This window comes from Microbulbifer sp. CNSA002, assembly GCF_047324085.1.
Classification (GTDB): Bacteria; Pseudomonadota; Gammaproteobacteria; order Pseudomonadales; family Cellvibrionaceae; genus Microbulbifer.
Genome location: NZ_CP172449.1, coordinates 80,752 through 104,688, shown reverse-complemented (window position 1 = coordinate 104,688; position 23,937 = coordinate 80,752). Strand labels below are relative to the sequence as shown.

The following is a 23,937-nucleotide window of genomic DNA, read 5'->3' as shown; positions in this document are numbered from 1 at the left end:
GAGGGTGGTTTTTTTATCGCTGGACTGACCAACTTATTTTTCGACGAAAGCGCGCTCAATCACATACTCGTGAGGTACACCTGCGCGGGTCTCCTTGAATCCCCAGTCATCGAGGATATTGGTGAGATCCTTCAGCATTGCCGGGCTGCCGCACAGCATAAAGCGATCTTCCTCAACACTCGGCTTGGGCACACCCAGATCGGTGAAAAGCTTTCCGGACAGCATGAGATCAGTCAGGCGGCCAGTATTCCGATAGGGCTCACGGGTGACGGTTGGGTAGTAAAGCAGTTGCTCGCGTACCATCTCGCCAAAGTACTCGTGTTCCGGCAATTCGTTCTCGATCTGCTCCTGGTAAGCCAGCTCAGAAACATAGCGAACACCGTGAGTAAGGATTACCTGGTCAAAACGCTCGTAGACCGTGGGATCTTTGATGATGCTCATGAAAGGTGCCAAGCCAGTACCCGTGGACAGCAACCACAGGCGTTTGCCCGGCAGCAGGTGGTCCGCCACCAGAGTACCGGTGGGTTTTTGGCTCACGTAGATCTCATCGCCCGGCTTAATCTTCTGCAGGCGGGAGGTCAGGGGGCCATCGGGAACCTTGATACTGAAGAACTCCAACTCGTCTTCGTAGTTGGCACTAGCAATAGAGTAGGCGCGCAGCAGTGGACGGCCATTGTCCTGCTGCAAACCGATCATCGTGAAATGTCCGTTCTCAAAGCGAAAACCCGAATCCCGGGTGGTCTTGAAGCTAAACAGTGTGTCGTTCCAGTGATGGACTTCCAACACCTTCTCTATATTCAATTTGGACATAAACTTAAAACCGGTTATTCCACGAGTCTCTTGATAGTTGAATTTTAGCCCTAGAAGATCTATTGGCAAAGTGGGATATTTCGATATTCCTTATCTATTTTAACGATCAACTGGAGATATCCCTTTGCGCTACACGCTCCGCCAGTTAGAGGTGTTCCTTGCCTGTGCCCATCACGAAAATGTCAGTCGTGCTGCGGAGAGCCTGAGTATGTCCCAGTCCGCAGCCTCCACAGCGCTGAAAGAGTTTGAACAGCAGTTTGAGTTGCGCCTGTTCGAGCGCACCGGTAAGCGATTGCGTCTCAATGAACTGGGACGGCAATTGTGGCCAAGGGCGGAAGAACTCCTGGAGCGAGCCCAGGAACTTGAGCAGACACTGGCCACTCACCGGGAACTGGGAAGCCTGAAGATCGGAGCCACCCTGACCATTGGTAACTACCTGACTGCCAGCGTGATGGCTCGTTATATGGAAGAGCAGCCCGGTACTCAAGTACAACTGGAAGTTGCCAATACCGCAGCGATTGCCGAGAGGGTGCTCAATTTTGAATTGGATCTGGGATTAATTGAAGGAGAGATCAATCACCCGGATCTGGAAATCATCCCCTGGCGCCATGATGAGCTGGTTGTTTTCTGTGCACCAAACCACCCTTTGGCAGGCCGCAAGCGCCTCGCCGATAAAGACCTGATCGGTGCGACCTGGATCACCCGGGAATCGGGCTCTGGAACGCGACAGACTTTTGAGAGAGCCATGGCAGGGCTATTGCCACAACTACATATCCTATTGGAATTGCAACATACAGAAGCGATCAAGCGAGCCGTAGAAGCGGGGCTGGGAATCAGCTGCCTTTCCCGTGTTTCATTAACTGATGCTTTAAAGCGCGGCTCGCTTATTGAGCTACCCGTACCACATAGAGACTTTCATCGAGAGTTCTATTTTGTCCTGCATCGACAAAAATACAGAAGCGCCGGAATTAAGCGATGGATGGAATTATGTGACTCAGCAGGATAAAAAAAGAGTAATTATTTGAGAAAATTTGTATTTAAATCATAGAGTTATCTAGTTTGCTTAAAATCAGTAAAGTTACATCATTTCAGTCTTTAAGCCGTATGGGCTAACCCTGCGTTTTGCGTATGATGAATACTTATCCACCTCTACCATCAATCCAGGATCTACTACCTATCTACTTATTTTGGTAAATTACGCAACCTAAGACGACCTCCCCAACTTATAGTTTTATCTATGATTATTTAAGTGGTTTCCTCCTTACTTACAAAGAGATTATATGAAGATTAAAGGAATCTTATTGTTTTGTGCTGTTTTCAGCCTCTCACTATCCGCTTACGGAAATGGCCTGATTTCCATCAATGAAAAAGCCGAATATCACGACGAAGAATTAATTGCATCCAATATAGTTAAAGAGTGTAATAACCTTGGTTATCAATTTTCAAGCTCAACCAAGAAATTTCTTGGTAAGCATGGATTTGCCAGTTCACTAGACCCAGAGTTGGATATTCAATCAGAGGGATACAGTCTTAAATTAACAATTCTCAATGCATATAGCGGAAGATATATTTCAGGTAGCCATCAAAAATCAGTCTCAATTGAGGCTGAACTCTACAAAAACGGCGACTTGATAGATACTCTCAAGACCACCAGAAATTCAAGTGGAGGTTTATTTTATAAATTCAAAAGCTCCTGCAGTGTTCTCGAACGTTGTGTTCACACCCTTGGTAATGACGTAGCCAAGTGGATCTCTAGAAACCATAAAATTTAGCTTCACCCAAATAAGGAAACTTCATGAATTATATTATTAAGTCCATATCTATTGCAGCCTTTGCATTAATAGTATCTGGCTGTACAAGCAATCCGATTATGAATATTGAAAGTAGATTAATTCCCGATCGTCTTGACGGGTCAGCTCAAACTCAAGATTCAATTAAAAAATCAATTATTGCAGGGTGCATCGAGAGAAACTGGACTTGCCAACAAGTTGCTCCTGGGAAAATATTAGCCACCATTAACGTTCGCAAGCATCATGCTGAAGCAGATATTATATATAACCTTAATAGTTATAGTATCACCTATAAAGATAGCGATATGCTTGACTATAGTGAAAAATATTACACCATTCACAGAAACTACAATCGCTGGGTTAGAAATTTGAATGACGCGATAATAAAAGAACTATCCATTTAATAGCTTTTATATCTATCCCCAGTAGCTGTGACTATTGGGGAGCTATCTTAACTAGAAATTAGATTTTCATGCCCAAATTAATAACAAACGGAATATCTATTCCATCGTTATCACTGAACAGGTTGGCATTGGAGAAGTGTTTCCAGGAAACCATTAGCACCAGATCTTCTTTTCCTCTCCAGTTAATTCGCGCAGCATATCCAACCTGTGCCTGAAAAGAAAAGTTATTATCCTGACGACGGTTTCCCAATTGGTTGCTGGAAATATAGCTAGGACCCAACGCTCTAACAAAGAAATAAGGTTGCCCCCAACTTCTTTGCCTGGGATATAGATTTAATTGAGGATAGATGGAAAACGCTCTTATACGTTTATTTTCATCGGCATCAGTAGTTAGCTCTGTATAGCTAACACCTATATCAATATGCTGACGGTAACTCTTTTCAAAAGTTTTAAAGGAGTAATCTATCCCGAAGGTTTTATTATTCTGACTTGAATCAGGCTGCGGGCCACCGCCAAAACTCACTAAGAGTTCATCAGCAGTAACTGGCTGAGCCAAAAGAATTGTCGAAACTACAGCCAGTACCCACTTCATATGCTATCCCTAGATTAAAGCTCTCTGAGAGGAAAATTAAATACGTCTTTTAAATATTAAAGACGTATTGATTCCGCCAAAGGCAAAATTATTACTCATCACATACTCAGTATCGATGTGCTTTCCACTACCTTGGATATAATCCAATTCCGCACAGTCAGAATCAACCTCTGCCAAATTAATCGTGGGATGGAACCAACCGTTACGCATCATCTGAATGCTTGCCCAAGCCTCCAATGCGCCACAGGCACCCAGCGTATGACCGGTATAGCTCTTAAGTGAGCTTATGGGTACTGCACGCCCAAATGCATTACGAGTTGCGTGGCTTTCTGCAATATCACCTCGATCTGTAGCTGTGCCATGCGCACTGACATAACCTATTTCGCTAGTCTCTACCCCAGCCTGTGCTATTGCCTGCTGCAATGCCACCTGCATAGTTGCCGATTGAGGTTGGGTGACGTGGCTGCCATCAGAGTTGGTTCCAAACCCTGCGACCTCGGCATAAACCCTGGCTCCACGGGCAATCGCGTGTTCATATTCTTCCAAGATAAGTGTACCGGCGCCCTCGCCGATAACTAATCCATCCCGGTTGCGATCGAAGGGACGTGGAGACAATTCAGGGGTATCGTTCTTTGTTGAAGTCGCATATAAGGTGTCAAAGACCGCAGCCTCGGTTGCACACAGCTCCTCTGCACCACCGGCCACCATAATGGTTTGGCTACCATTGCGAATTGCCTCATAGGCATACCCAATCCCCTGGCTTCCAGAGGTACAAGCGGAGCTTGTGGTATAAACCCGTCCACACAAGCCGAAAAATACCCCGATATTGACCGCCGCCGTATGGGACATCATTTTTATATAACTGGTCGCATTAAGGCCATCGGTGCGGTGATTTATCAACATATTGCCGAAATCAGCCACTGCTGACGGAGTGCCTGCTGACGAGCCATAGGAGACTCCGACAGCACCACTTTTGAGAATGGGGTCATCCAACAATCCCGCATCCTCAAGCGCAATCTCACTGGCGCGAACCGCCATTAATGAAACGCGCCCCATGCTACGCACACGTTTACGGTTGTAGTGAGCCGGTTTTTCGAAATCCTTTACCGGCGCGCCCAGTCGGGTTTCAAGCCCCTCATACTTATCCCAGTCTTCCATGTAGGAAATGCCTGAAAGACCGCTCTGTAAAGCCTGACTAACCGAGTCCCAACCCTGGCCGATAGGGGATATTCCGGCCATTCCTGTAACAACCACGCGCTTCATTAGCAGAGACCACCATTTACTGAGATAACTTGACGGGTGATGTAAGCAGCACGTTCGTGCATCAGGAACGCTACAGTTGCCGCCACTTCTTCTGGTTTACCCATTCTGCGGGCAGGCACCATTTTTAAAATTTCTTCAACGGGCAAGTCTTCATCCAACATATCGGTGTCAATGAGGCCCGGAGCAACACAATTCACGGTAATCTTTCGCTTGGCTAACTCCAACGCCAATGCCTTACTCGCACCGATCAAACCCGCTTTGGATGCGGAGTAATTTACCTGGCCGCGATTTCCAGCAATGCCGGATACAGAAGTCATCACGACAATACGGCCGGGCGCACGGCGCCTGACCATTGGCATGGTTAAGGGGTGTAAAACATTGTAGAAACCATCCAGATTGGTGTGTACAACAGAATCCCAATCTTCAGCAGGCATCGCAGGGAAAGCATTGTCGGCAGTAACACCAGCATTGCACACAATGCCGTAGTAACAGCCATTACTCTCGACATCTTCCAATAAGACATCCCGTGCTTGCTCCCGGTCGGCAATATCAAACTGCAAAATTCTGCTTTTTCGCCCTAACTTAGCAATCTCTTCTGCTGTTTCCTCTGCTTGATTACGGCGGCTGCGGCAATGTAAAACAATATCGTAGCCATCTTCAGCTAACTGAAGTGCAATCGCCCGGCCAATACCACGACTGGAACCGGTAACTAAAACCCACTCTGACATTTAGTTTCTTTCCTTCAAATACTGTTCTACATTATCCGGCTGATAAACATTAAGCCGCGCGCTCTGTTCGATAGATGAGCCGGTTATCACACACTCAAATGTCGCCATGCCATTTTCAGCCTGGAGAATGCGCTGGACATCAATTGTTAATTCTTCACCGCAGCGATAACTCTCGATATTTGATAGGAACTTGCGAGTACCCAGTAAAAAACCCAGGCGAACGTCCTTACCCTGTTCTTTTGCATGATATCCGGAGAAAGCTGCGATGGATTGGGCCATATATTCAATACCCACGTAAGCGGGAACACGACCGTTGCGGGAAAATATTCCATCATCACGAACTCGCAACTTTGCCTGTAGCTGCTCCTCGCCTACAGAGATCACTTCATCGAGGAGTGACATATTTCCACTGTGTGGAACCAGTTCTTCAGCAGTATATTTGTGCATCTATTTTACCTCTGACTGCCCAAGATTACCGAGCAATTACTCCCACCAAAGGCAAAAGAGTTACTCATTACATAGCGCAATTTTCCAGGAGCCTCGTGGCCTTGATACAGGTTCAGTCGCACGATCTCCGGGTCATATTGGCCATCATACTGATGGCGGGGAAGTTGATCATATTGTAAGGCAAGCCAACAAAAAGCCGCTTCAAGAGCGCCTGCAGCACCGAGTGTGTGCCCGGTGAGAGGTTTTGTGGAAGAACACGGTAGTTGGCTTCCAAACACTCTTTCAACGGCTAGAGCCTCCATAGAGTCGTTATGTGGCGTTCCCGTACCATGAAGATTCAGATAATCAATGTCGGCGGTATCCAAGCCAGCATTCTCCAGAGCCCCGCGCATACAGGCTTCCGCACCACGTCCTTCTGGGTCTGGGGCCGACATATGGTGGGCATCAGAAGTGGCAGCAACACCGGATAGCATCACAGGACCAGGCTCTTTGCTCAGCACAAACATTGCTCCAGCTTCCCCGAGGTTAATACCATCCCGATTAACGCTGAAAGGATTGGTCTGGCCGGCACTAAGTGCCCCCAGGCTATGAAACCCCCGGACTGTCATGCCACAGAGGGAGTCCACACCGCCAACAACAACGGCATCACAAGTACCGGTTGAGATAAGGCGCCGGGCACTGGCAAAAGCATTGGCACTGGACGAGCAAGCTGTGGAGACGGTAAGCTGAACGCCTTGGATTCCCAGGTACTTCGCAACAAAGGTACTCAAACCAGCCATTTGCTGTTGAAGCCGATAATTATATCCGGTCTCTTTCTCACCACTTAAGTAGGCCTCACCTGAGTCTATTCCCGAGGTTGAGGTTCCCATCACAACGCCAATTCGGCCCGCACCATGTTTTTCTATTAGTTCAGCGACTGCACTTTCAATTTGAGTCAGCACAGCCATAGCCAGCTGGTTATTGCGGCAGTGGTAATCTTGCAACGAACTCGGTAAATCAGGCAGCTTCCCCTGCACAATACCCAGATTCCCTCTGTATTGTGGCAAATAGGTTTCATCGACCTGCATATGAGAACTCTCATCACCGAACAAGGAATTAGCTACTGCCTCAGCAGTATTTCCCAGGGTGCAGATGATCCCCATATGATTAAGATAGAAATTTTTCATACTTAGAAATTCCTAATGCTTAACCTATAACCCAGTAGTTTGTGCTCCAGCTCAATTTGGGCCTTCCAAATATCTTTACTGCTATAGCGAGCCACTGAATTCACTTCACCACTGCGTGAGAGTTTTCGCGTGTAAATTCCCTCGACAATAGCCTCGTCCAAATTCCAGCCTACGGGCAATACTTCACGAAGCTGGGCTATTGGCCAGTATACAAACTGGATATCTGCCAGCAATTTCTCTGGTGGCACTCTCTCTACTCTACTCATATGGTAATGGGTGCTGACCTGATTACCATCGTATGTAACATCCAGCAGGCTTATCCCTTCAGGGCTGAGAAGAGATATCTTTAAACTCTCCATAGTGTGGAAAGTAGCCGCCATCAATTCATACTCATCGCCTTGATAGACAATGCGTAAATGTTGATTGAGCTGGCGCGGTCCCTCGCTCAATAGCGGGGCCAAAGGCCAACTTTGCAGCTCTTCTTTCCTCCCCCCTGTGGACATACATCCCACCAGAGTAAGAAAGCTCAAAAACAGTATTACTTGGCGGAACATATTTCTACCAGTGTATTCAATCGACGCTCAGCAGCGGCAACAAACGGATTTTTTTTATCCCATGCATAACCAGCCAAGATTGAGCAAATCATGCCTTTTATTTCTTTTTGGTCGGTTTGATAAAAAATTACATCCTGGAAACGACCGTCATACCAAGCTTTGACATAGGTTTTAAAAACTTCCACACCATGCTTCAGGGGTTCAACAAACTCTTCATCCCAATCAACCACATCCCCTGAGAGCTGGCGATGCAGGCACTCAACTGCTAACTCTGAGGATTTCATTGCGATGGTAACACCGGATGAAAATACCGGGTCTAGAAACTCTCCGGCATTCCCCAAAAGCGCAAAACCAGGGCCGGCCAGTTTAGTCACATCACTGGAATATCCGCGAATACGTTGTATTTCCGTATCGAATTTTGCATTGCGCAGAGTTTTTGCCAACTCGGGGGCGGAGGCAATAGCCCCTTTCAATATCTGTTCCGGATCCTGCCCCCAGGCCGAAATCTTTTCTTTCTCACCTACAACCCCAATAGAAGCTCTTCCATCTGCAAAGGGAATCAACCAGTACCAAATATCCCGCTCACTGGGATGCACAGTGATTAAGATTTTATCCCGGTCAAAATGGCTATCATCAATATTGTCTTCAACATGTGTAAATACAGATTCTCGAACAGGAAACTCTGACGGACGATCGAGATCAAGTAATCGCGGTAAAACTCTGCCAAAGCCACTGGCATCCAATACAAAGCGCGCCTGGAAAGCCAGGTTTTCTCCATCATTCTCGGCGATTAACTTTGCGTTATTCTCAGCAATATCGACTGACACTACAGAATGGCGATAATAGACCTTAACTCCCTGGCGCTCGGCTTCATCAGCCAGGATTTTATCAAACTTAGCTCGCTGTACCTGGAAGGTGGTGCCATGCCCAGGGGAGAACTTCTCCCGGAAATCAAATGATGTACGAGCACCATCCCACTCAAAAGCAGCACCATTTTTATATTGAAAGCCCGCTGATTTCACAGCTTCTAACATATCTGCTTTTTCAAGATACTCGATACATTGAGCCAGTAGGCTTTCACCAATAGAAAAGCGAGGAAATTCTTCCCGCTCAACTATCGAAACTTGCCAACCTTTTTTAGCCAATAACGCACCTGCGATAGCTCCGGCAGGACCGGCACCAATAATAACAACGTCAGACTTAATTTCTTTCATTGGCTAATATCCCTTACCCCGTGTACAAAAAAATAAAAATGCCAACAACAAAGTTAATACTGTGCCCACAGCCAGGACTAACCCAAAATTTGCTATCGCCGGTGTGCCAGACAATGCTAACAAACCAAACCCTAAAAAAGTTGTTAACCCAGCCATAGCTATCGCCAGCAGGGTATAATGCTGCTCTGCCTTTCTGCTTGTATGGCTAAATATTGCGTAATCTATACCAATACCAAAGACAAGTAATAAAGCCGCAACATGAAATAAATTAATTGCTGATCCCTGTAAAATCACTATCGCCAGGGTGCCTAGTACTGCGCTGGATGGAAGTGCAACTATACTTAAGGCTTGCTTTATTCCTGTTTTAGTTACAGTTACCAGAAATACAACAAAGAATATTAATGGCAGTAATTGCAGCAACAGATCACGCTGTTGTGACATAACATTAGAGATACTTCTGGTAGTATCAACATAGGTTACTCCAGGCAGTAACTCTAAAGATGACAAATCTTCTTTTAAGCCATAAATACGTACCACAGAATAACAGTGATTATTTTCACAACCCAACCATAGTCCTTTATATTGCCGACCTGCAACTGGCAACCATTCAGAGAAATTAAAGGTATTGAATGGCTGTATTTTAGAACTTAACTGCTGGTTAATATCTTGTTCAGAATAACCCAATTGCTGATAAAAAGACCTGACAGCATCCCCACTGTAAAACTTCGACAATAACTTCCAGTCAGCTTCTTGAACCTCTTTTGGAGGTATCCGGTTAGTTACCCCCTGAAAACCACTAATAATTTCCTTTTCTACTAAATGGCCTAGTTGATTTCTAAGTTCCCATTCTCGTGTTAATACTTGTTGTTCATCTTCACCAAAAACCAAAAAATAACGGGAGTCTGGCCGGGATTTAATCAGAGAATTTAGCTCTATTTCATCTTGTGTAAGAAATTCTGGAGGCTGGTAAAACAGTTTTAGGTCATCATTAAATTGAATTTTCTGAAGTGCCGCAGATCCAAACATCAACAGCCCAACCAATGGAAACAGGTAGTACCTAATATTGAGTTTAGGAAACTGACTGGAAAACGATAAAGGCCTATGCTTAATATTAATCCAGCGTGGGAATAGCAGGATTACAGTCAACCAAGCCCCTATTAAACCACAGCCGACAAAAACCCCTATTTGTTGTAAAAGCGGAAAAGGTGTTAATGCAAGAGAGAAAAATGCCAAGCAGCTTGATATCAAGCCCAGCAATAGCCCAGGTAATATATCCTTATCTTTTGGCTTGCCCAGCCTCAATCTATTACAAATAAAGTGAAATGCGTAGTCAATCGCCAATCCAGAAACCGTTGTACCAAATACAAAAGCCAGTATATGAATTTGGCCCAAAATAATAATAACACCAGATATACCACTGGCTACGCCGCATAGAATTGCGAATGTACAGGCTAGTAGAGGTTTTAATGAGCGAAAGACAACAATACATAGACAGCAAATAGCAAGGATCGAAAGGGAGCCAATCAGGCGTATTTCATCCTGCGCCATAGCAGCAGCATACTCTGTATGCAGGGGGGCTCCAGCTACCAGCAGCGAATAACCATTTTTTTGAGCCCATTGCTTTAATTCTGACTGTAAAGAAAGAAGTGATATATCGCTCTCTCCAGTCAAATCAACTGGTGCGGCCAGCGTATAAAGCAGGGTAAAAACTTTATGTCCTTCTGTATGTACCGGAATTCCATCAAAGACTTGTGGAGTAACTCCAATATCAGCGGTAAAGTAATTGCGAAAAGTTGAGAAAGTATCTTTCTCCAAATCAATTCCAGCGCCGTCAGGCCCGTATAATTTACTCAATTGACGCTGTATAAGTTCCTCTGGCGTAGCGTCTAATAACGCCCTATCTTCAGGGCTGAGTAGCTGTTGGCGCAGAGGGAAGAGCAGCTCCCACTCCTCTTTATAGCTTTCAGAGTCGGCCCAACGATATTCAACAGACTCTAAAGATTTTGCGGCCTTTAGTTTCTGCGCCAACTCTTGGGTATGCCTGGCCAGACGATGTGATTCTTTTCCTTCAGAAACTAAAACCCAAATTAAACTTCCCTGTAATTGCTGACTGACTTTTTTCTGGATGCCAGCACTACTTACCGAGTCGGAGTTATTATCAGCTAATAACAAAATATCTGTTTGTAGCCAGCTCGATTGATAGCGTAATACAGTTATCCCAATAATTACACTAACAAAGGAAAGCCAAATAACAACTCGACGTGACATGAGATTATTTCTGGTTATCTTCTGAGAATTCACTCAGTAGTTGACTGTTATTAGCTTCAACTGAATGTAAATTCATAATATCTATTTCAGTAATTGCCATGTTGGCTTCAGCTAGTACTATTTTCCGAATCTTTTTATCTCCCACGACTTCTATCGATTCAATAACCTTTCTAAAAGCTTCTTGCTTGGGAATTAAGTTAATTCGCCATTGCTCTTCTGCGATCTCTGGTCCCACCGTAAAAGTCTGATCTAGCTCACTAAAATCACCACTGATAATCTTTAATAGAGGATCAGCTACATGATTTCCTACAATATTGCTATTGACCCGATTCCCAGAATCAGCATCATCTAGCTTAAATATTCGATGGGATTCTATTGGATTCTCTATTCGCCAGCTTAATCCTAACTCTTCAGAAATAGCTAGGACACCTGAAGAAACCAGAGGCCTGGGCAACTGGGGCAGCCTCTTTGTCTGGGAAAAAGTGCCAAGCATCTGTGGAGATGACACAATATTTTTCTCTATCTCCCGCAAAACTGCCTGCTGCTCCGAAGTCAAAGCAGAAGTTACTGTGGAAAATAGAAAACAAATAAAAAATAAAACCAAGCGCTTGGCAGTCATCACTAATTTACCCCCAATTTTTCCAGCAAAATTGGAGGCGATGCAAACAGCATTTCGGCACTGCTTATTTCGACAGCTACCTGTACGGTATGTCCTTTTGTTAAGCGTACACCGGTATCTCTATCTGTTATCGTATAATTTATCTTAAATCGATTTTCATATTCAGACACCTCAGCACGAATAACAATCCACTGCTGAAATCGCAAAGGCTTGGCATATCGTACGCGCAAATCTATGACCGGCCAGGCAAAACCTGATTCCTTCATCTGTTGGTAGTTATATTCCAACTGATCAAACAATGCGCATCGGGCTATTTCAAAGTACTTTGCATAATGCCCATGCCACGCTATCTCCATCATATCCACATCGTGGAAAGGAATTTGTAGTTCAACTTGCGCCGTCCATTTTTCAGGGCGCATAGGTTTATTAGTTTTCATATAAGCGCCAATGTCTTTGCTGAATTAACGAAACAAATTTTCTCAATGGCTGTTCAAGCTCTCTATCTTCCTCGAGAAAAGGAAATTCATCTCCTATCTGCCTGATTGTGGTATTAAGAGCGGTAGATAATTTTTCCAAATCCACTCCCCCACTACGAACTCGAAGTTGAATGCCCTGCCAAGCAACCATCAGTGCCGCTGCGGTTGTTTGCTCCGTTAACTGTAATACCCTGATACAGTCCCTGGCAGCAATGGTGCCCATACTGACCTTATCCTGGTTATGACACTCCGTTGATCTGGAAAAAACGCTTGCGGGCATGGTCTGCTTTAGTGCTTCAGCAGTCCAGGCACTCGCACCAATTTGAACAGCCTTAAAGCCATGGTTAATCGATCTTCGAGGCCCGGTTACACCTGATAGGTTTGCCGGGAGTCCATTATTGAACTTAACGTCTACCAGTTGGGCTATTTGTCGATCCAGTAAGTCAGAGAGGTTTGCTACCGCATTCTTCAGGCTATCCATGGCGAAGGCTATATGCCCACCATAGAAGTGCCCACCATGAAGCACCCTCTCGTTTTCACCATCAATGATCGGGTTATCATTGGCACTGTTTAGTTCGTTATGAATAAACTGCTGGAGCCAGGGCAGAGAGTCCTGTAATACACCCACTACATGGGGAGCGCACCGAAGTGAATAGCGATCCTGCAATCGGCTATTTTGTCTTGGAGCGGCACCAACATTGAGATCGTCATGAATCCACTTTGCAATTTGGTTTTGACCGGGGTGAGGCTTCACTGCAAAAAGCGCGCTATCGAAATGATAGGCATTGCCATCCAACGCAACGCTCATCATGGCGGTAATACGAGCACTCAGCTGTGCTAGATACTCTGCCCGTTTGTAGGCTAAGCACGCCAAGCCAGTCATTGCGGCGGTGCCATTCATTATCGCCAAACCCTCTTTTGGGTATAGCTTCAATGGCTCAATCTGTAATTCATCGAATACCTCAGCAGTATCTCTCTGGTGGCCTCGGTACCAAACTTTGCGCTCCCCGCACAAAACCGCAGCAACATAAGACAGTGGGGTCAAGTCGCCACTGGCTCCCACAGAACCCTCTTGGGGAATTACCGGAATAATGTCTTTCTGAAGTAACAAAACCAATTGCTGCAACAGCCGATATCGGACCCCTGAACTGCCCTTTGCAAGGCTGGCAATCCGGGCAGCAACAATCGCTCTACTCTGCTCAAGAGTAAAGACTTCCCCCATTCCACAACCATGGAAGGTAAATAACCGATGAGGTAACTCTTCCACCAGGTCTGCTGGAATACTTTCGGTACAGGAATCACCATATCCAGTGGTTACTCCGTAGATCACACCTTCCTTCTGCCAAAGGCTATCCAGGAACTCGGCACCGCGATTTATCCTTGCGACAAAGCCCTCTTCATCAGATAGAGAGATATCGCCACGGCCAGCTGCAATGGTGTTTACCTGATCAATAGATAGATCTGTGCCATCAAAGACTATTTGGGTTCGTTGTAGTACTGCTGAATTCATTTTTGCTGATCCCAGAACGGGTAAAAGTTATACCATTGCAAAGGTGCTATATGACAATAGCGTTCCAACCGTCGTGCAAACTCCTCGACAAGAGAGCGAATATGCCCCTCTCTGTCACCGCGTTTCATCACAACGCGATCGCAGAGTTTTTCCATATAAATATCGTATCCGGAAGTACTGCGCAGACAGAAAAGCGTGTACACCGGGCATTTGAGCAGCGCAGCAAGAATATATGGCCCCTGGGGAAAAGGCGCTTTTCGCCCTAGGAATTCTGCCTCGCAGGTGCGCCCCATAGAGTTAATAGGTGTTCTATCACCGACAATAACAACCAGCTCCCCGGCTTCAACAGCCTCGGAGAGTCGCATCGCTAGAGCGGGAGTTACTTCTGTCACCTGGATAAGCCGTACTTGACTCAGGGGATTGAGCATTTTCATCATGCGATTAAATTTCACCGCATGCTTTGTATGCACTAGCACATTTACCCGTACCTTTGTCAGGCTGCCAAGCGCTCTGCAAACCTCCAGGTTCCCGAGATGGGAGCCAATTATTAATCCACCCTGGCCACTAGCCGCCAACTGGTGAAGACCCGCTCTTTTTGGGAAATTTACCTGACTATCCGGGATACCCACAAACCAGGCTTCAAGCTTTTCTCTAGCGCTGTTAGCAAAATTAAGAAAAATTCTAAATCCGGTTTTCCAATTCGGTTCTATACCGCTAGATGGGTAGCGTTTGGTGAATAATTCCAAGTACTCACGGATCGAATTGCGGCCACTCTGATTTTTTAGGTAATAGCATAAAACTACCGGGTATACCGCAACTTTAAAGGCGATCGGACCCAACCAGTGATGCAACCAGAATAAGAACTTGATGCCCAGGAAAAAGCCTTGTTCCCGGTATTTTGACCAGTGTAAATTACTCACGCTTTTCGCCCTACTGTCGAAATACGCAGAGTTCTGGCCAACATGCCAAAAAATAGACGGGTGTGCATTGCCGATATAAGGAAGTTATCCTCAAATCCCCGGAAATGGGAAACGCCATCTATTGGGTAGCTCACATTAACAGGTACCTGGCAAAGACCGCCTTTGCTCCAATACCACCGTACCAAGATCTCTGGATCAAAATCCATTCGATCACCGGTATACTCGTTATCTAACAAATCTACAGTTCGAGATAAGGGATAACAACGCAGCCCACACATGGAATCCTTAATCTCCAGAGAAAGAGTATTAATCCAGATCCATACATGAGTTAGATAGCGTCCCCACAAACGAACTTTAGGTACTGATTTATCGTATTGCGGATAGCCACAAATCAGTGAATCAGGGCACTTTCTGCTTTTCTCTAGGAATTGAGGTATGTCAGCGGGGCTGTGTTGACCATCGGCATCGACTTGAATTCCATGACTATATCCAAGCTCTTTCGCAGCTCGCAGACCACTTTTTACCGCAGCACCTTTTCCACCATTAGCCTGGCGAACAACCAAGTGAACCCGGGGACCATAGCTCTGCTCTAAGCGTTGTAGTTCAATTCTACAGGGTTTATCACAGCCATCATCTACCAGAATGTAAGGCAGGTTAAAGCCATCCAGAGATGCCAACGTCTGTGCGATCGCCCCCTCATGATTATAAACGGGTATTACAAAACAAAAGTTAGACATGGCTGAAGCACAACCTACCACTGCTATATTCTATATTGCCATCTTGAGTGTTTCGAAAAGAATAATTTAATTTGTTCTTTTCCTGGCTGAACTCCAAAGATAAAGTGACAGCATCACCGGGCATCATTAACTGCTTAAATTTAATCACTTCCATTTGGGTAAACGTACTGCCGGCTTTTACAAGTGGGCGGCCAAAATGCATAGCCCAATCCAGCTGTACCACTCCCGGCACTACCGGTGAGCCTTCAAAATGACCATCCAAGCAAGGCAAATCGTCATTAACCGTAAAATTAACTTGACGAGTATTATCTAATATTTCGCTGCTAATAATCTGTGGCACCATTGCTGCCGGAATTTCATCAAAAAGTTGCATTAGCAGGTCTCTCGTTATTTTTCCCTGTAAGTTAGTGGGAATTTCATCAACAAAACGCCAAGAACGTGGCACAGCCACGCCATCAAGATCCATGGCCAGGGTTTCTCTAAGTTTACGAACAAGAGAAGCCTTTCCTTTCTTTTGCAATAGTTCTTTCCCGGATTCCGTAAGTGTGGCAACAGCGGCAACTACTTTTCTTTTACGCTCCAGGACAAGTGCATTGGCTTTTACAATATATGAGCTACCAACTAGTAGGGACTCAACCTGTGTAAGAGAAATTCTTTTCTCTTCAATCTTAATAATGCGATCAGCTCGCCCCTTAAGTTCGAACATACCGTCTGTACTTATTTGTACTTTGTCCTGACAAATAAACTCCTTGGGTAACCACGGAGAAGAGACTTTAAGTAACCCATCGCTATTTTTTGCAATGTTCACTCCTTTTAGTGGACTCCAACTTTTCTGACGCAATTGATTACGCCAGGCAATCCCCCCGGTTTCAGTGCTTCCATAGACCTCTATGGGCTGGATTCCACACAACTGATCAATCGCCTTTGCATCTACTTCCAGTAAAGGCCCCCCAGAAGAAAAGATATCCACTAAGGACTTTCCTAACTCCCATGGCCAGGAAGAAATACGGCGGCTTAATTGTGCAGGGCTTGCAACCCACACGGCAGGCCCCCATTTCTGGGCGTCTTGGAGTAATCCCACAATATCCACATAAGTCTTACTAACAAATTGACGCCCGCTGGCTAGCGGCCACAGTAATTTAAACAGTAAGCCATATATATGCTGGTGGCTTACTGTTGCCAAAGTAGTTGTATTAACCACCCGGGATGACCACTTCAGATTATGGGCCTTAACCTCATTAAGCAATTGAGATAAGGTTTTATCAACGGTTTGTGGTTCACCACTGGTTCCTGATGTGAATAATTGAATACCAGCATCAAAATAACTGGGAACAGATAGCTCTTCGCTATATTGATCCGGAATATTTATACTAAATGCCGAGCTATCTTTCCAGCTGCCCAGTAATAGGGTTTTCTCATCCAGTTTTTGCTGAGTAAATCGCTTGTTATTTGCCGGAATAACAACGACTTCACAACAAGACATAGCTGCAAAAAAGAGCAAACTAAACTCGTAACTATCTTCACAGAAAATGGCAGCTCTTTTGATCCCAGCTTCGTTTAGGGATTTTTTTAGCTTTCGCTCAACAAATGCCAATTCACGTTTAAATTGTGCGAATGAAATTTCCCCACGCCTTGAATAGCTAACTACTGCCTGGTCATTCGAGTAGCCAAACACCTGTTCAAACTGTACTTTGTCCACGGCCTTAACTCACACCTTATTTTGGACGCGACGACGCAGTAGCCATTCACCACCCATCATAATTCCCATTAGCACATATGAAACAAGGCCATTGTAAAGAGTCCAGACTTTCATATTGCCGTTTAAAACAGTTGCCAGTGCGAGGCTTCCATTAATTAAAAAGAATAGACACCATGCCTTGGTAACCTTTCGTGTATATAGAATACCTTCAGGTGGTAAATCTGGAGTCGTAAGGCGAGCAAGCCGTTCTACTAATGTTTGCGGTTGACTCAAACTGTATAAAAATAGTGAAAATAGAATCAAGTTACAAAGTACTGGATACCAAAGAAGTCCGTTTGAGTCGCCCCTTAACCAGGAAACCCCAACAACAAAAGCCAAGGCCACGGCCATTAACTTGGTGCCAATCGCCTTATTCGCGCCGCCAAACAATACCCTTAAAACCGAAACCATCAACAGCAGTAACAGAATACTACTTAAAGACAAGTATTCTATGCCAAAGTAAATTGCCACAGGGTACAGTGTCAGAATAATGACCAATATTAGCTGCGCGAATCGACTCACTTCTCTGCCATTACCTTTTCAATTGCACCAACTACATCTCCAACAGTTCTTACACTTTTGAACTCTTCAGGTGCAATTTTCTTTCCTGTTACTTCTTTCAAGCGAACAATTAGGTCCACAGCATCAATACTATCTATATCAAGATCATCAGAGAGGTGGGCTTCTTCTTTTACATCCGCCTCATCGACCTCAAACATCTCAACCAGAATTTCGGTCAATTTTGGCAAAATTTCTTCTCTGCTATTCAACATAAATACCTCTACTATGCGCGGCTGCTGCTGACAAAATTTGCCAGGCTATTCACATTAGCAAAATGCGATTTTGTATCTTCACTTTCTGCATCTATTGATATGTTGTATTTTTTTTGCAAAGCAAGACCTAACTCTAGTGCATCAATAGAATCCAGCCCCAGGCCCTCTCCAAAAAGGGGTTCATCTGCTACGATTTCTTCTGGAGTAATATCTTCCAGATTTAATACATCAATAATCAGAACTTGAAGCTCTTCAACTAACTCTTTCACGCAGCACACTCCTCGGTAAAAAATGCTTTTAATTCTTGAGTAACCTCTCGGGCTACTTGTGGTGTTTCATCTTTTTCTTTTACTTGAATAAAACTTTCTGATTCATTCACATCGAATTGAAAATGTGGTCGACTCAGAGGAATACTGTACCAAGGAATATTTTTCATCAGCATCGGTGGATTACACCGTATTGTTACCAGAGTTGGGGTCACCCCGGAGCGTAACGCCATGTAGGCTGCCCCACGCTGAAACCTAAACGGTTGTCCTGGTACAGAGCGAGTTCCCTCTGGAAAGAGAACTACTGATTCCCCTTTTTGTAGTGATTTCGAAGCCAGTTCGATAATCTGTTCCGGGTCATCATTAGGTATATAGCCTGCAGTCATTACCGCGCCGCGCATAAACGGGTTTCTAAATAAACTGGCTTTTACAATACAGTTGGCATTCGGTATTCGGGATATTAGAAATACTACATCAATAAGCGATGGATGATTTGCCAATATCAATTGGCCTGGTTTAGCTAACTTTTTTTCATCACGAAATTGATAAGTGTAGATACCCGTGATATGCATAAAGCCAATAAACAATCGAAAAGCGTTGTGGATACACAAACGAGCCTTGCATTTTCGAACTTCTGTGTCCCGATAGATCACCTTTAATGGTGGGAACAGAACAAACCGCAGTATCAATCCACCGATACCGAACAGGCTAAATGCTATCGCCGTAGCGACCAACCTTAGCCAATACTTGTCTTTTTTCTTTGCCGGCAATAAGTTAACTGGCATTGATCTGTAGCTCCCATCTCTCTGAAACAGGTATACGCCCCTCGCGATCAATCAAAGATCTAATCAACGGAAGCTGGTAATCAGGCTCTGCAAATACTGACTCAGCTCCCGCACATTCACTGGCAGTTAACGATAGTTTTATATCTGTATCACTAGATTTATGTTTCGCCAAGCGCATAGCCGTTGCGCAAATATATGTTGAGCTCTCAGCGCTGGGATAGTACATCTCAGGTAGTGTTTCTTCACAGAACACTAAAAGCAATTCCTCAGCACCCTCTTGGAGTAGACCAGCAGCCTCTATAAAACCCGACTGCATAGGAAAATCTCCCCCAGCTAACGCAAGTGCTGGAGACCTGGTTTTACAGGCAATAGAGAACTGTCCTGCAATTGCGTTGTGTACAGAAAGTCCAAATGCAGTTGGCGATAGGTCTTCACTTGCTGCAACGCCTTGTAGCAATGAATAAGTCCTCATTGCTTCGCCATGCACTGAGCAAAGCAATAAAGGAATATCTTCCTGCTGTAATAGCGGAAAAGCGGTATTAAAAACGGCTTTGGCTAGCGGACTCAAACGACGGCGCTGCATTGCAGGAAGAAAAGACACATCCGCCTGGCTACTTCCACCAAGCTGCTTTTCTCCTCTACGCCAACCCTGCCAATCCGATTGATCTGATATTCCCGAGCACCATGCTCGCCATTTACTGACAACAAATTCCATAACCAAACATTAATTCTGGAGCAAAGCTCCATCCCCCAAAATCAAAAAGCTGAAGCTGGCCTTTCCCACCATTATTTTTAATTGGCTAATAGGTATTGCGCGACCAGAGACAGGGCGGGAATGGTACACAAAATGACCAATAGCCGCCAGTAAAAGCGCTGAATTATAGGTCGAAGTGCAGCCTTAGATTACAGTGAAATACACGGGCTTTTCCGACCACTTATTCTCTCGTACCATGGTACACATTTGCCATGGAAACTTGTATTGCACAGCCCCCCAGCCGTTAAAGTGAAGGTTTTTTAAGTCGACCAGATTCCATCTCTTCCAAAGAGAACAAATTCTTAGGGGTTATCAAATGCCTTACTTTACCTGCTCTTCCTTCAATAGCTGGTCAGGAAACTGGCAGGGAGATTCCATTCACCTGCTGGGAAGCACTGAGCTCTCACGGCTGGAGAAAATACACAGTATTAAACGCCGAGCCCAGTTCCTGGCCGGGCGAATATTACTGCGCACTTTAATTGCGGAGCAATACGAGTATTCACCTTGGGAAATTACAGTTGAGGCTGAAGCACCGACCATTGCTATGGTTAGAGGAAAACCCCTTTGTCATATTTCCATAAGCCATTCCGATGACTTTGTTGCCGTAGCAATAGCGGAAACTCCAGTAGGTATTGATTGCGAAAATGAGTCCCACCAAAGGAATTGGTTGGCCATGGCTAAGCAATACTTCCACAAGGCGGAGATAACCGAACTAAACTCGCTCCCGACATCGCAAGTAGCTGCTTGTTTCCTCACTAAATGGACCGCCAAAGAAGCATTAGCTAAATGTTCTGGTGTCGATTTGGGGCAGCTGCTGGCCTCAGCTCCTGTAATTAACCGACCTCAGCAATTGAACCATCCGTACAAGAATTACCTATTGTGGACAGGACAGCCGAGGCCTGGAGCCTACCTAAGCCTTGCGGTTAAACACAATCAAGCCAGCTCTGTCGTAACCCCAATAGGCACATTTAGAGCTAGCCACTGCGAAAGAACAAGCAAAAGTACTATCCTGAAGCCAATCAATGGTTTCAGTTAGGGCTTGCTCCCAGGGTGTTCAAGCCGCTCACTCCCTGGAAAATAAATCCCCAAAGAAATCACCGTCGTACCAGTATGGTTGCCTGTCTGCATCGGCAACTTGCCGGGCAATCAGGTAATTTACCTGGGTAAATTGCTCAGCCGCCTCATAATTAATCTGCTCGTCCGCAGCATCCCCTGGCTTGTGGTAACGCTCGCGGAAGAAACCCATCTGTGCAGCAGTACCATCCACACTGGGGTCTTTTGCCTCCCTTCCGGTAATCAAGTAGATTGAGGGCACTCCGCGACGGACAAAATTGTAGTGGTCACTGCGCACGAAGATAACTTCCTCCGGCATGGGATCGGGACTGAGTTTAAGCCCGGAACGGTTTGCAGCCTCCTCCGCAACTCGCCCCAAAGATGAATGTTCAGCACCGAAAGCAATAATATCGCGGAATGGATAGAGCAGCATGGGCATATCAAGGTTGATATTGGCTACGATCGATTCCAGTGGCACCGTGGGGTACTCGGCAAAATAATCCGATCCCAGCAAACCTTTTTCCTCTGCGGTAACAGCAACGAACAGCAGTGATCTTCGAGGATTTTGCCCGGATTCAACAAAAAGACGTGCGGTTTCCAACATCACCGCGATACCGGCAGCGTTATCCTGGGCACCGTAGTAAATCTCGCCGTCCTCTTTCTTTCCAACATGATCCAGGTGTGCGGAAAAAACAACATATTCATCTTTCAGGAGTGGATCACTTCCCGGTAAAACGGCCACTACATTCGGGCTGGTTACGCGCTTGTGGTTAGAGCTGCTGCTCATTTTTGCACGGTAACTAAGGGGGAAGCCTTCTGGAGTTATTCCTTGCTCAATATCGGCAAAAATACTTTCAAGACTGCGCTCAGCGCCATCAAACAGCTTGCCGCCTGCAGCGATGCTCAACATAACTCCCGGGTGCATCCCCGGGATTGCACTACCGGGCATACCAGTCTTTTTCACCCAGTCAAAAGTGTCATCAAAACGGTGCTTCGCATAGTAGTCAAATGGGCGGCGTTTCTCCCGCTCAGGTGTATAAAGGCGAACAAAACCCACAGCGCCATGTTTTGCTGCAACCTGGCGTTTGGTGCGAGGAGAGGAGTGGTGAGCCCCCACTTCACTGGGCAAGCTCTGCGGCCGGCCAGCTAACACAACGACAATCTTTCCCTGTACATCCAGGCCGTGATAGTCATTAATGCCAAAATCCGGAGCCTCAATACCGTAACCGACAAATACCAACTCGGCATTGATCTGCGAGCGCTCACTCAGTGCGGAGGGCGATGCTAGAAAGTCCTCGCCAAATTGCATGGCGATTTCATCGTTCTGGCCCTCTAAGACAAATTCAGGATCACTCCCATCCCAACTGGCACTGCGAAAAGGCACTTCCTGGAAGTAACCTTGCTCCCCTGCTGGAATCAGCCCCATCTTTTTAAATTGGCCAGCCACATACTGTGCCGCTAGGCGATAACCCTCGCTACCGGTATCGCGACCCTCTAGTTCCGCTGATGCGAGGAAATTGATATCTCTACGGATGTAATCACTATCTGCAATGGGGCCAGTGCTGTTAATGCTGGAGGTGGTACAAGCCACCAATAGTGCCATAGCCAGGGCACCCAATAGACTTTTAACTCTCATGGGGAGTGCTACTTCTCAGGAATACAAAGCGTGATTGTTGATACGGACAGGTCATTTGAAATCGCACCACTACAGGTGCTTGTGGACCGTCGAGTAATTGCCCATCTTACCACGATTTAGGGCAATCTAAGCTGAGGCCCAGTGAGCTGCGCCCTGACTGTACTCGCTAAACTCATCTATGCAGCCTTCCCCAAACCGGGGAACGCTTGTCCAACCGCATAAGCTACTTTCTCGTAGGCATTATCCGCACAAAAATCTCCATGAGCCGCAAGAAAGTGCAAAAATGGCTGCCTTAGGATTTGTTCGAAGTCGTACTTCAACCACAACCTGGGATTTTTATCACTTGGTGTCACCCTTGCTCTCCAGGAGGGAGCAATCTGCATACCTCGGCGGATACCAGAAAACCTCAGCAGGTTTTTACCAAACCAGGTACATCCTTTCCATGACTGCCAGTACTGCAGGGCATCACAACTGACCAGTAGTCCGCCACTAAACGGGAGCCACAATACGGCTTCTGGAAACTGACTTTGGGAAAAGACAATAAAGCGCCCCCCCGGTATTGGACAAACATCCTCCTGTCGCAACACCTTATCTGCTTTTGGCGGATAGAAATCTGAGCCGCGTTGTGTCCAAAAGGTAAGATCAAAGTGGTCTCTGTAGTAGAGATCATCACGCCCATGGTGATAGCCGAGCCGTATCGCGTGACTCACACGCCCAAGATCTTTTAACTTTTCCTCCTGCTGTGGACGCAATCTGATGGGATTAATCAAGGTAAGGTGATCCTGCCAGCGAGCGATTCCCATATTGCGATTGATAGTGACCCCCGGCGCTAGTTTGATAGTTCCGGGAACATAAAAAAAATTAGGCAACAGTTGGCGAATCTCGCCGTGGGGCTCTGTGGGGGGATAGTTGATACGCACTGGCAGGCTACATATCAGCTATATTGAACTCGATTTCGAATACCGCGCAGAATTTTTACTGCAAATTCCGCGCGCTCATCAGGGACAAAAATGTGGTCACGGTGTAGTGTGGATACCACGCTGGTATCTATTCCAGCCTCCATTAATTCCTGGGCGACCACAGGAATAACCCGCACCGCATCAAGACCAGCCAGGATCTGCAAAGTGATTTGGCGAAAGGGGGCGCTTGCGGCAATATCTAATTGCCGAGCCGAACGTTGAGGCAGTATCACACTCATTCCCTCACCTTCTCGGAAGAAACACAAACTCTCTGACAAAATATCTGTAAACCGACTATCTGAAACCTGACAAAACACATAGATTTCATCGTGCAGCTTGGGATACAAAGTTCTCAATGCTCTCACTATGGATAGATCAGCTTTCATGCTTTCTTTGCCGTCTGGAAGTTTTCTCCAACCTGATTAATACGACCGGTTTCTACACGGTCGCACTGTTTTTGGATCAATCTTTCTGA

At 45.7% G+C, this 23,937-nt stretch carries 27 protein-coding genes; 4 read left to right on the top strand and 23 right to left on the bottom strand.

Annotated elements, in window-relative coordinates; genetic code table 11:
- Nucleotides 1-33 precede the first annotated feature (33 nt).
- Complete coding sequence (locus tag ACG1BZ_RS00495; protein ID WP_413663957.1) at nucleotides 34-810, bottom strand: ferredoxin--NADP reductase; 777 nt, start codon at nucleotides 808-810, stop codon at nucleotides 34-36.
- A 124-nt stretch (nucleotides 811-934) separates the two neighbouring features.
- Here ACG1BZ_RS00495 and ACG1BZ_RS00490 point away from each other — a divergent pair, with 124 nt between their 5' ends.
- The 3 genes from ACG1BZ_RS00490 to ACG1BZ_RS00480 all read left to right on the top strand — a co-directional run bounded on the left by ACG1BZ_RS00490 (nucleotide 935) and on the right by ACG1BZ_RS00480 (nucleotide 3,004).
- Complete coding sequence (locus ACG1BZ_RS00490; protein ID WP_413663956.1) at nucleotides 935-1,816, top strand: LysR family transcriptional regulator; 882 nt, start codon at nucleotides 935-937, stop codon at nucleotides 1,814-1,816.
- 274 nt (nucleotides 1,817-2,090) lie between these two features.
- Nucleotides 2,091-2,582 (top strand): hypothetical protein, encoded by a 492-nt coding sequence (locus tag ACG1BZ_RS00485; protein ID WP_413663955.1) that lies wholly within the window; start codon nucleotides 2,091-2,093, stop codon nucleotides 2,580-2,582.
- 23 nt (nucleotides 2,583-2,605) lie between these two features.
- Nucleotides 2,606-3,004 carry a hypothetical protein gene (locus tag ACG1BZ_RS00480; protein ID WP_413663954.1) on the top strand — a complete coding sequence of 133 codons (399 nt, stop codon included), beginning with the start codon at nucleotides 2,606-2,608 and terminating at the stop codon, nucleotides 3,002-3,004.
- A gap of 58 nt (nucleotides 3,005-3,062) precedes the next feature.
- On the opposite strand, the gene ACG1BZ_RS00475 is transcribed toward ACG1BZ_RS00480, so the two are convergent.
- The 19 genes from ACG1BZ_RS00475 to ACG1BZ_RS00385 are packed head-to-tail and all read right to left on the bottom strand — an operon-like array spanning nucleotide 3,063 to nucleotide 19,775.
- Nucleotides 3,063-3,596 (bottom strand): acyloxyacyl hydrolase, encoded by a 534-nt coding sequence (locus ACG1BZ_RS00475; protein WP_413663953.1) that lies wholly within the window; start codon nucleotides 3,594-3,596, stop codon nucleotides 3,063-3,065.
- A 36-nt stretch (nucleotides 3,597-3,632) separates the two neighbouring features.
- Nucleotides 3,633-4,859, bottom strand: coding sequence for a beta-ketoacyl-ACP synthase (locus ACG1BZ_RS00470; protein WP_282930471.1), 1,227 nt, complete (start codon nucleotides 4,857-4,859; stop codon nucleotides 3,633-3,635).
- Nucleotides 4,859-5,587, bottom strand: a complete 729-nt coding sequence (gene fabG / locus ACG1BZ_RS00465) for a 3-oxoacyl-ACP reductase FabG (protein WP_413663952.1) — start codon at nucleotides 5,585-5,587, stop codon at nucleotides 4,859-4,861. Before fabG ends, ACG1BZ_RS00470 begins: the two co-directional genes overlap by 1 nt.
- The gene (locus tag ACG1BZ_RS00460; protein WP_413663951.1) at nucleotides 5,588-6,034 is read right to left on the bottom strand and encodes a hypothetical protein; all 447 of its coding nucleotides are present in this window, start codon (nucleotides 6,032-6,034) and stop codon (nucleotides 5,588-5,590) included.
- 5 nt (nucleotides 6,035-6,039) lie between these two features.
- A complete protein-coding gene (locus tag ACG1BZ_RS00455; RefSeq protein ID WP_413663950.1) occupies nucleotides 6,040-7,200 on the bottom strand; it encodes a beta-ketoacyl-ACP synthase in 1,161 nt (386 codons plus the stop codon).
- Between the two features lie 2 nt (nucleotides 7,201-7,202).
- Nucleotides 7,203-7,703, bottom strand: coding sequence for a DUF3261 domain-containing protein (locus ACG1BZ_RS00450; protein WP_413663949.1), 501 nt, complete (start codon nucleotides 7,701-7,703; stop codon nucleotides 7,203-7,205).
- 35 nt (nucleotides 7,704-7,738) lie between these two features.
- Nucleotides 7,739-8,968, bottom strand: coding sequence for an NAD(P)/FAD-dependent oxidoreductase (locus tag ACG1BZ_RS00445; protein ID WP_413663948.1), 1,230 nt, complete (start codon nucleotides 8,966-8,968; stop codon nucleotides 7,739-7,741).
- A gap of 3 nt (nucleotides 8,969-8,971) precedes the next feature.
- Entirely contained in the window at nucleotides 8,972-11,236 is a 2,265-nt protein-coding gene (locus ACG1BZ_RS00440) for an MMPL family transporter (protein WP_413663947.1), read from the bottom strand.
- Nucleotides 11,237-11,240: 4 nt separating this feature from the next.
- Nucleotides 11,241-11,858, bottom strand: coding sequence for a LolA family protein (locus ACG1BZ_RS00435; protein WP_413663946.1), 618 nt, complete (start codon nucleotides 11,856-11,858; stop codon nucleotides 11,241-11,243).
- Nucleotides 11,858-12,292: an acyl-CoA thioesterase gene (locus ACG1BZ_RS00430; RefSeq protein WP_413663945.1), complete on the bottom strand. Its 435-nt coding sequence runs from the start codon at nucleotides 12,290-12,292 to the stop codon at nucleotides 11,858-11,860. Before ACG1BZ_RS00430 ends, ACG1BZ_RS00435 begins: the two co-directional genes overlap by 1 nt.
- Nucleotides 12,282-13,841, bottom strand: coding sequence for an HAL/PAL/TAL family ammonia-lyase (locus ACG1BZ_RS00425; RefSeq protein ID WP_413663944.1), 1,560 nt, complete (start codon nucleotides 13,839-13,841; stop codon nucleotides 12,282-12,284). Before ACG1BZ_RS00425 ends, ACG1BZ_RS00430 begins: the two co-directional genes overlap by 11 nt.
- Nucleotides 13,838-14,761, bottom strand: coding sequence for a hypothetical protein (locus tag ACG1BZ_RS00420; protein ID WP_282930481.1), 924 nt, complete (start codon nucleotides 14,759-14,761; stop codon nucleotides 13,838-13,840). Before ACG1BZ_RS00420 ends, ACG1BZ_RS00425 begins: the two co-directional genes overlap by 4 nt.
- Nucleotides 14,758-15,498: a glycosyltransferase family 2 protein gene (locus tag ACG1BZ_RS00415; protein WP_282930482.1), complete on the bottom strand. Its 741-nt coding sequence runs from the start codon at nucleotides 15,496-15,498 to the stop codon at nucleotides 14,758-14,760. Before ACG1BZ_RS00415 ends, ACG1BZ_RS00420 begins: the two co-directional genes overlap by 4 nt.
- Nucleotides 15,491-17,197, bottom strand: coding sequence for an AMP-binding protein (locus tag ACG1BZ_RS00410; protein ID WP_413663943.1), 1,707 nt, complete (start codon nucleotides 17,195-17,197; stop codon nucleotides 15,491-15,493). The genes ACG1BZ_RS00415 and ACG1BZ_RS00410 overlap by 8 nt, the downstream gene beginning before the upstream one ends.
- A gap of 9 nt (nucleotides 17,198-17,206) precedes the next feature.
- A complete protein-coding gene (locus ACG1BZ_RS00405) occupies nucleotides 17,207-17,734 on the bottom strand; it encodes a hypothetical protein (RefSeq protein ID WP_413663942.1) in 528 nt (175 codons plus the stop codon).
- Between the two features lie 20 nt (nucleotides 17,735-17,754).
- The gene (locus ACG1BZ_RS00400; protein WP_413663941.1) at nucleotides 17,755-18,009 is read right to left on the bottom strand and encodes an acyl carrier protein; all 255 of its coding nucleotides are present in this window, start codon (nucleotides 18,007-18,009) and stop codon (nucleotides 17,755-17,757) included.
- An 11-nt stretch (nucleotides 18,010-18,020) separates the two neighbouring features.
- Nucleotides 18,021-18,278, bottom strand: coding sequence for a phosphopantetheine-binding protein (locus tag ACG1BZ_RS00395; protein WP_413663940.1), 258 nt, complete (start codon nucleotides 18,276-18,278; stop codon nucleotides 18,021-18,023).
- Nucleotides 18,275-19,060 (bottom strand): lysophospholipid acyltransferase family protein, encoded by a 786-nt coding sequence (locus tag ACG1BZ_RS00390; RefSeq protein WP_413663939.1) that lies wholly within the window; start codon nucleotides 19,058-19,060, stop codon nucleotides 18,275-18,277. The genes ACG1BZ_RS00395 and ACG1BZ_RS00390 overlap by 4 nt, the downstream gene beginning before the upstream one ends.
- On the bottom strand, nucleotides 19,050-19,775 hold the full coding sequence (locus ACG1BZ_RS00385) for a beta-ketoacyl synthase chain length factor (protein ID WP_413663938.1): 726 nt from the start codon (nucleotides 19,773-19,775) through the stop codon (nucleotides 19,050-19,052). The genes ACG1BZ_RS00390 and ACG1BZ_RS00385 overlap by 11 nt, the downstream gene beginning before the upstream one ends.
- A gap of 355 nt (nucleotides 19,776-20,130) precedes the next feature.
- Between ACG1BZ_RS00385 and ACG1BZ_RS00380 the strand changes: the two genes are divergently transcribed.
- Nucleotides 20,131-20,850 (top strand): 4'-phosphopantetheinyl transferase family protein, encoded by a 720-nt coding sequence (locus tag ACG1BZ_RS00380; protein ID WP_282930490.1) that lies wholly within the window; start codon nucleotides 20,131-20,133, stop codon nucleotides 20,848-20,850.
- Between the two features lie 27 nt (nucleotides 20,851-20,877).
- On the opposite strand, the gene ACG1BZ_RS00375 is transcribed toward ACG1BZ_RS00380, so the two are convergent.
- The 3 genes from ACG1BZ_RS00375 to ACG1BZ_RS00365 all read right to left on the bottom strand — a co-directional run bounded on the left by ACG1BZ_RS00375 (nucleotide 20,878) and on the right by ACG1BZ_RS00365 (nucleotide 23,848).
- Complete coding sequence (locus ACG1BZ_RS00375) at nucleotides 20,878-22,503, bottom strand: M28 family metallopeptidase (protein ID WP_413663937.1); 1,626 nt, start codon at nucleotides 22,501-22,503, stop codon at nucleotides 20,878-20,880.
- A 176-nt stretch (nucleotides 22,504-22,679) separates the two neighbouring features.
- Nucleotides 22,680-23,423, bottom strand: coding sequence for a hypothetical protein (locus ACG1BZ_RS00370; RefSeq protein ID WP_413663936.1), 744 nt, complete (start codon nucleotides 23,421-23,423; stop codon nucleotides 22,680-22,682).
- Between the two features lie 14 nt (nucleotides 23,424-23,437).
- The gene (locus ACG1BZ_RS00365; protein ID WP_413663935.1) at nucleotides 23,438-23,848 is read right to left on the bottom strand and encodes an ACT domain-containing protein; all 411 of its coding nucleotides are present in this window, start codon (nucleotides 23,846-23,848) and stop codon (nucleotides 23,438-23,440) included.
- Nucleotides 23,849-23,937: the final 89 nt, after the last annotated feature.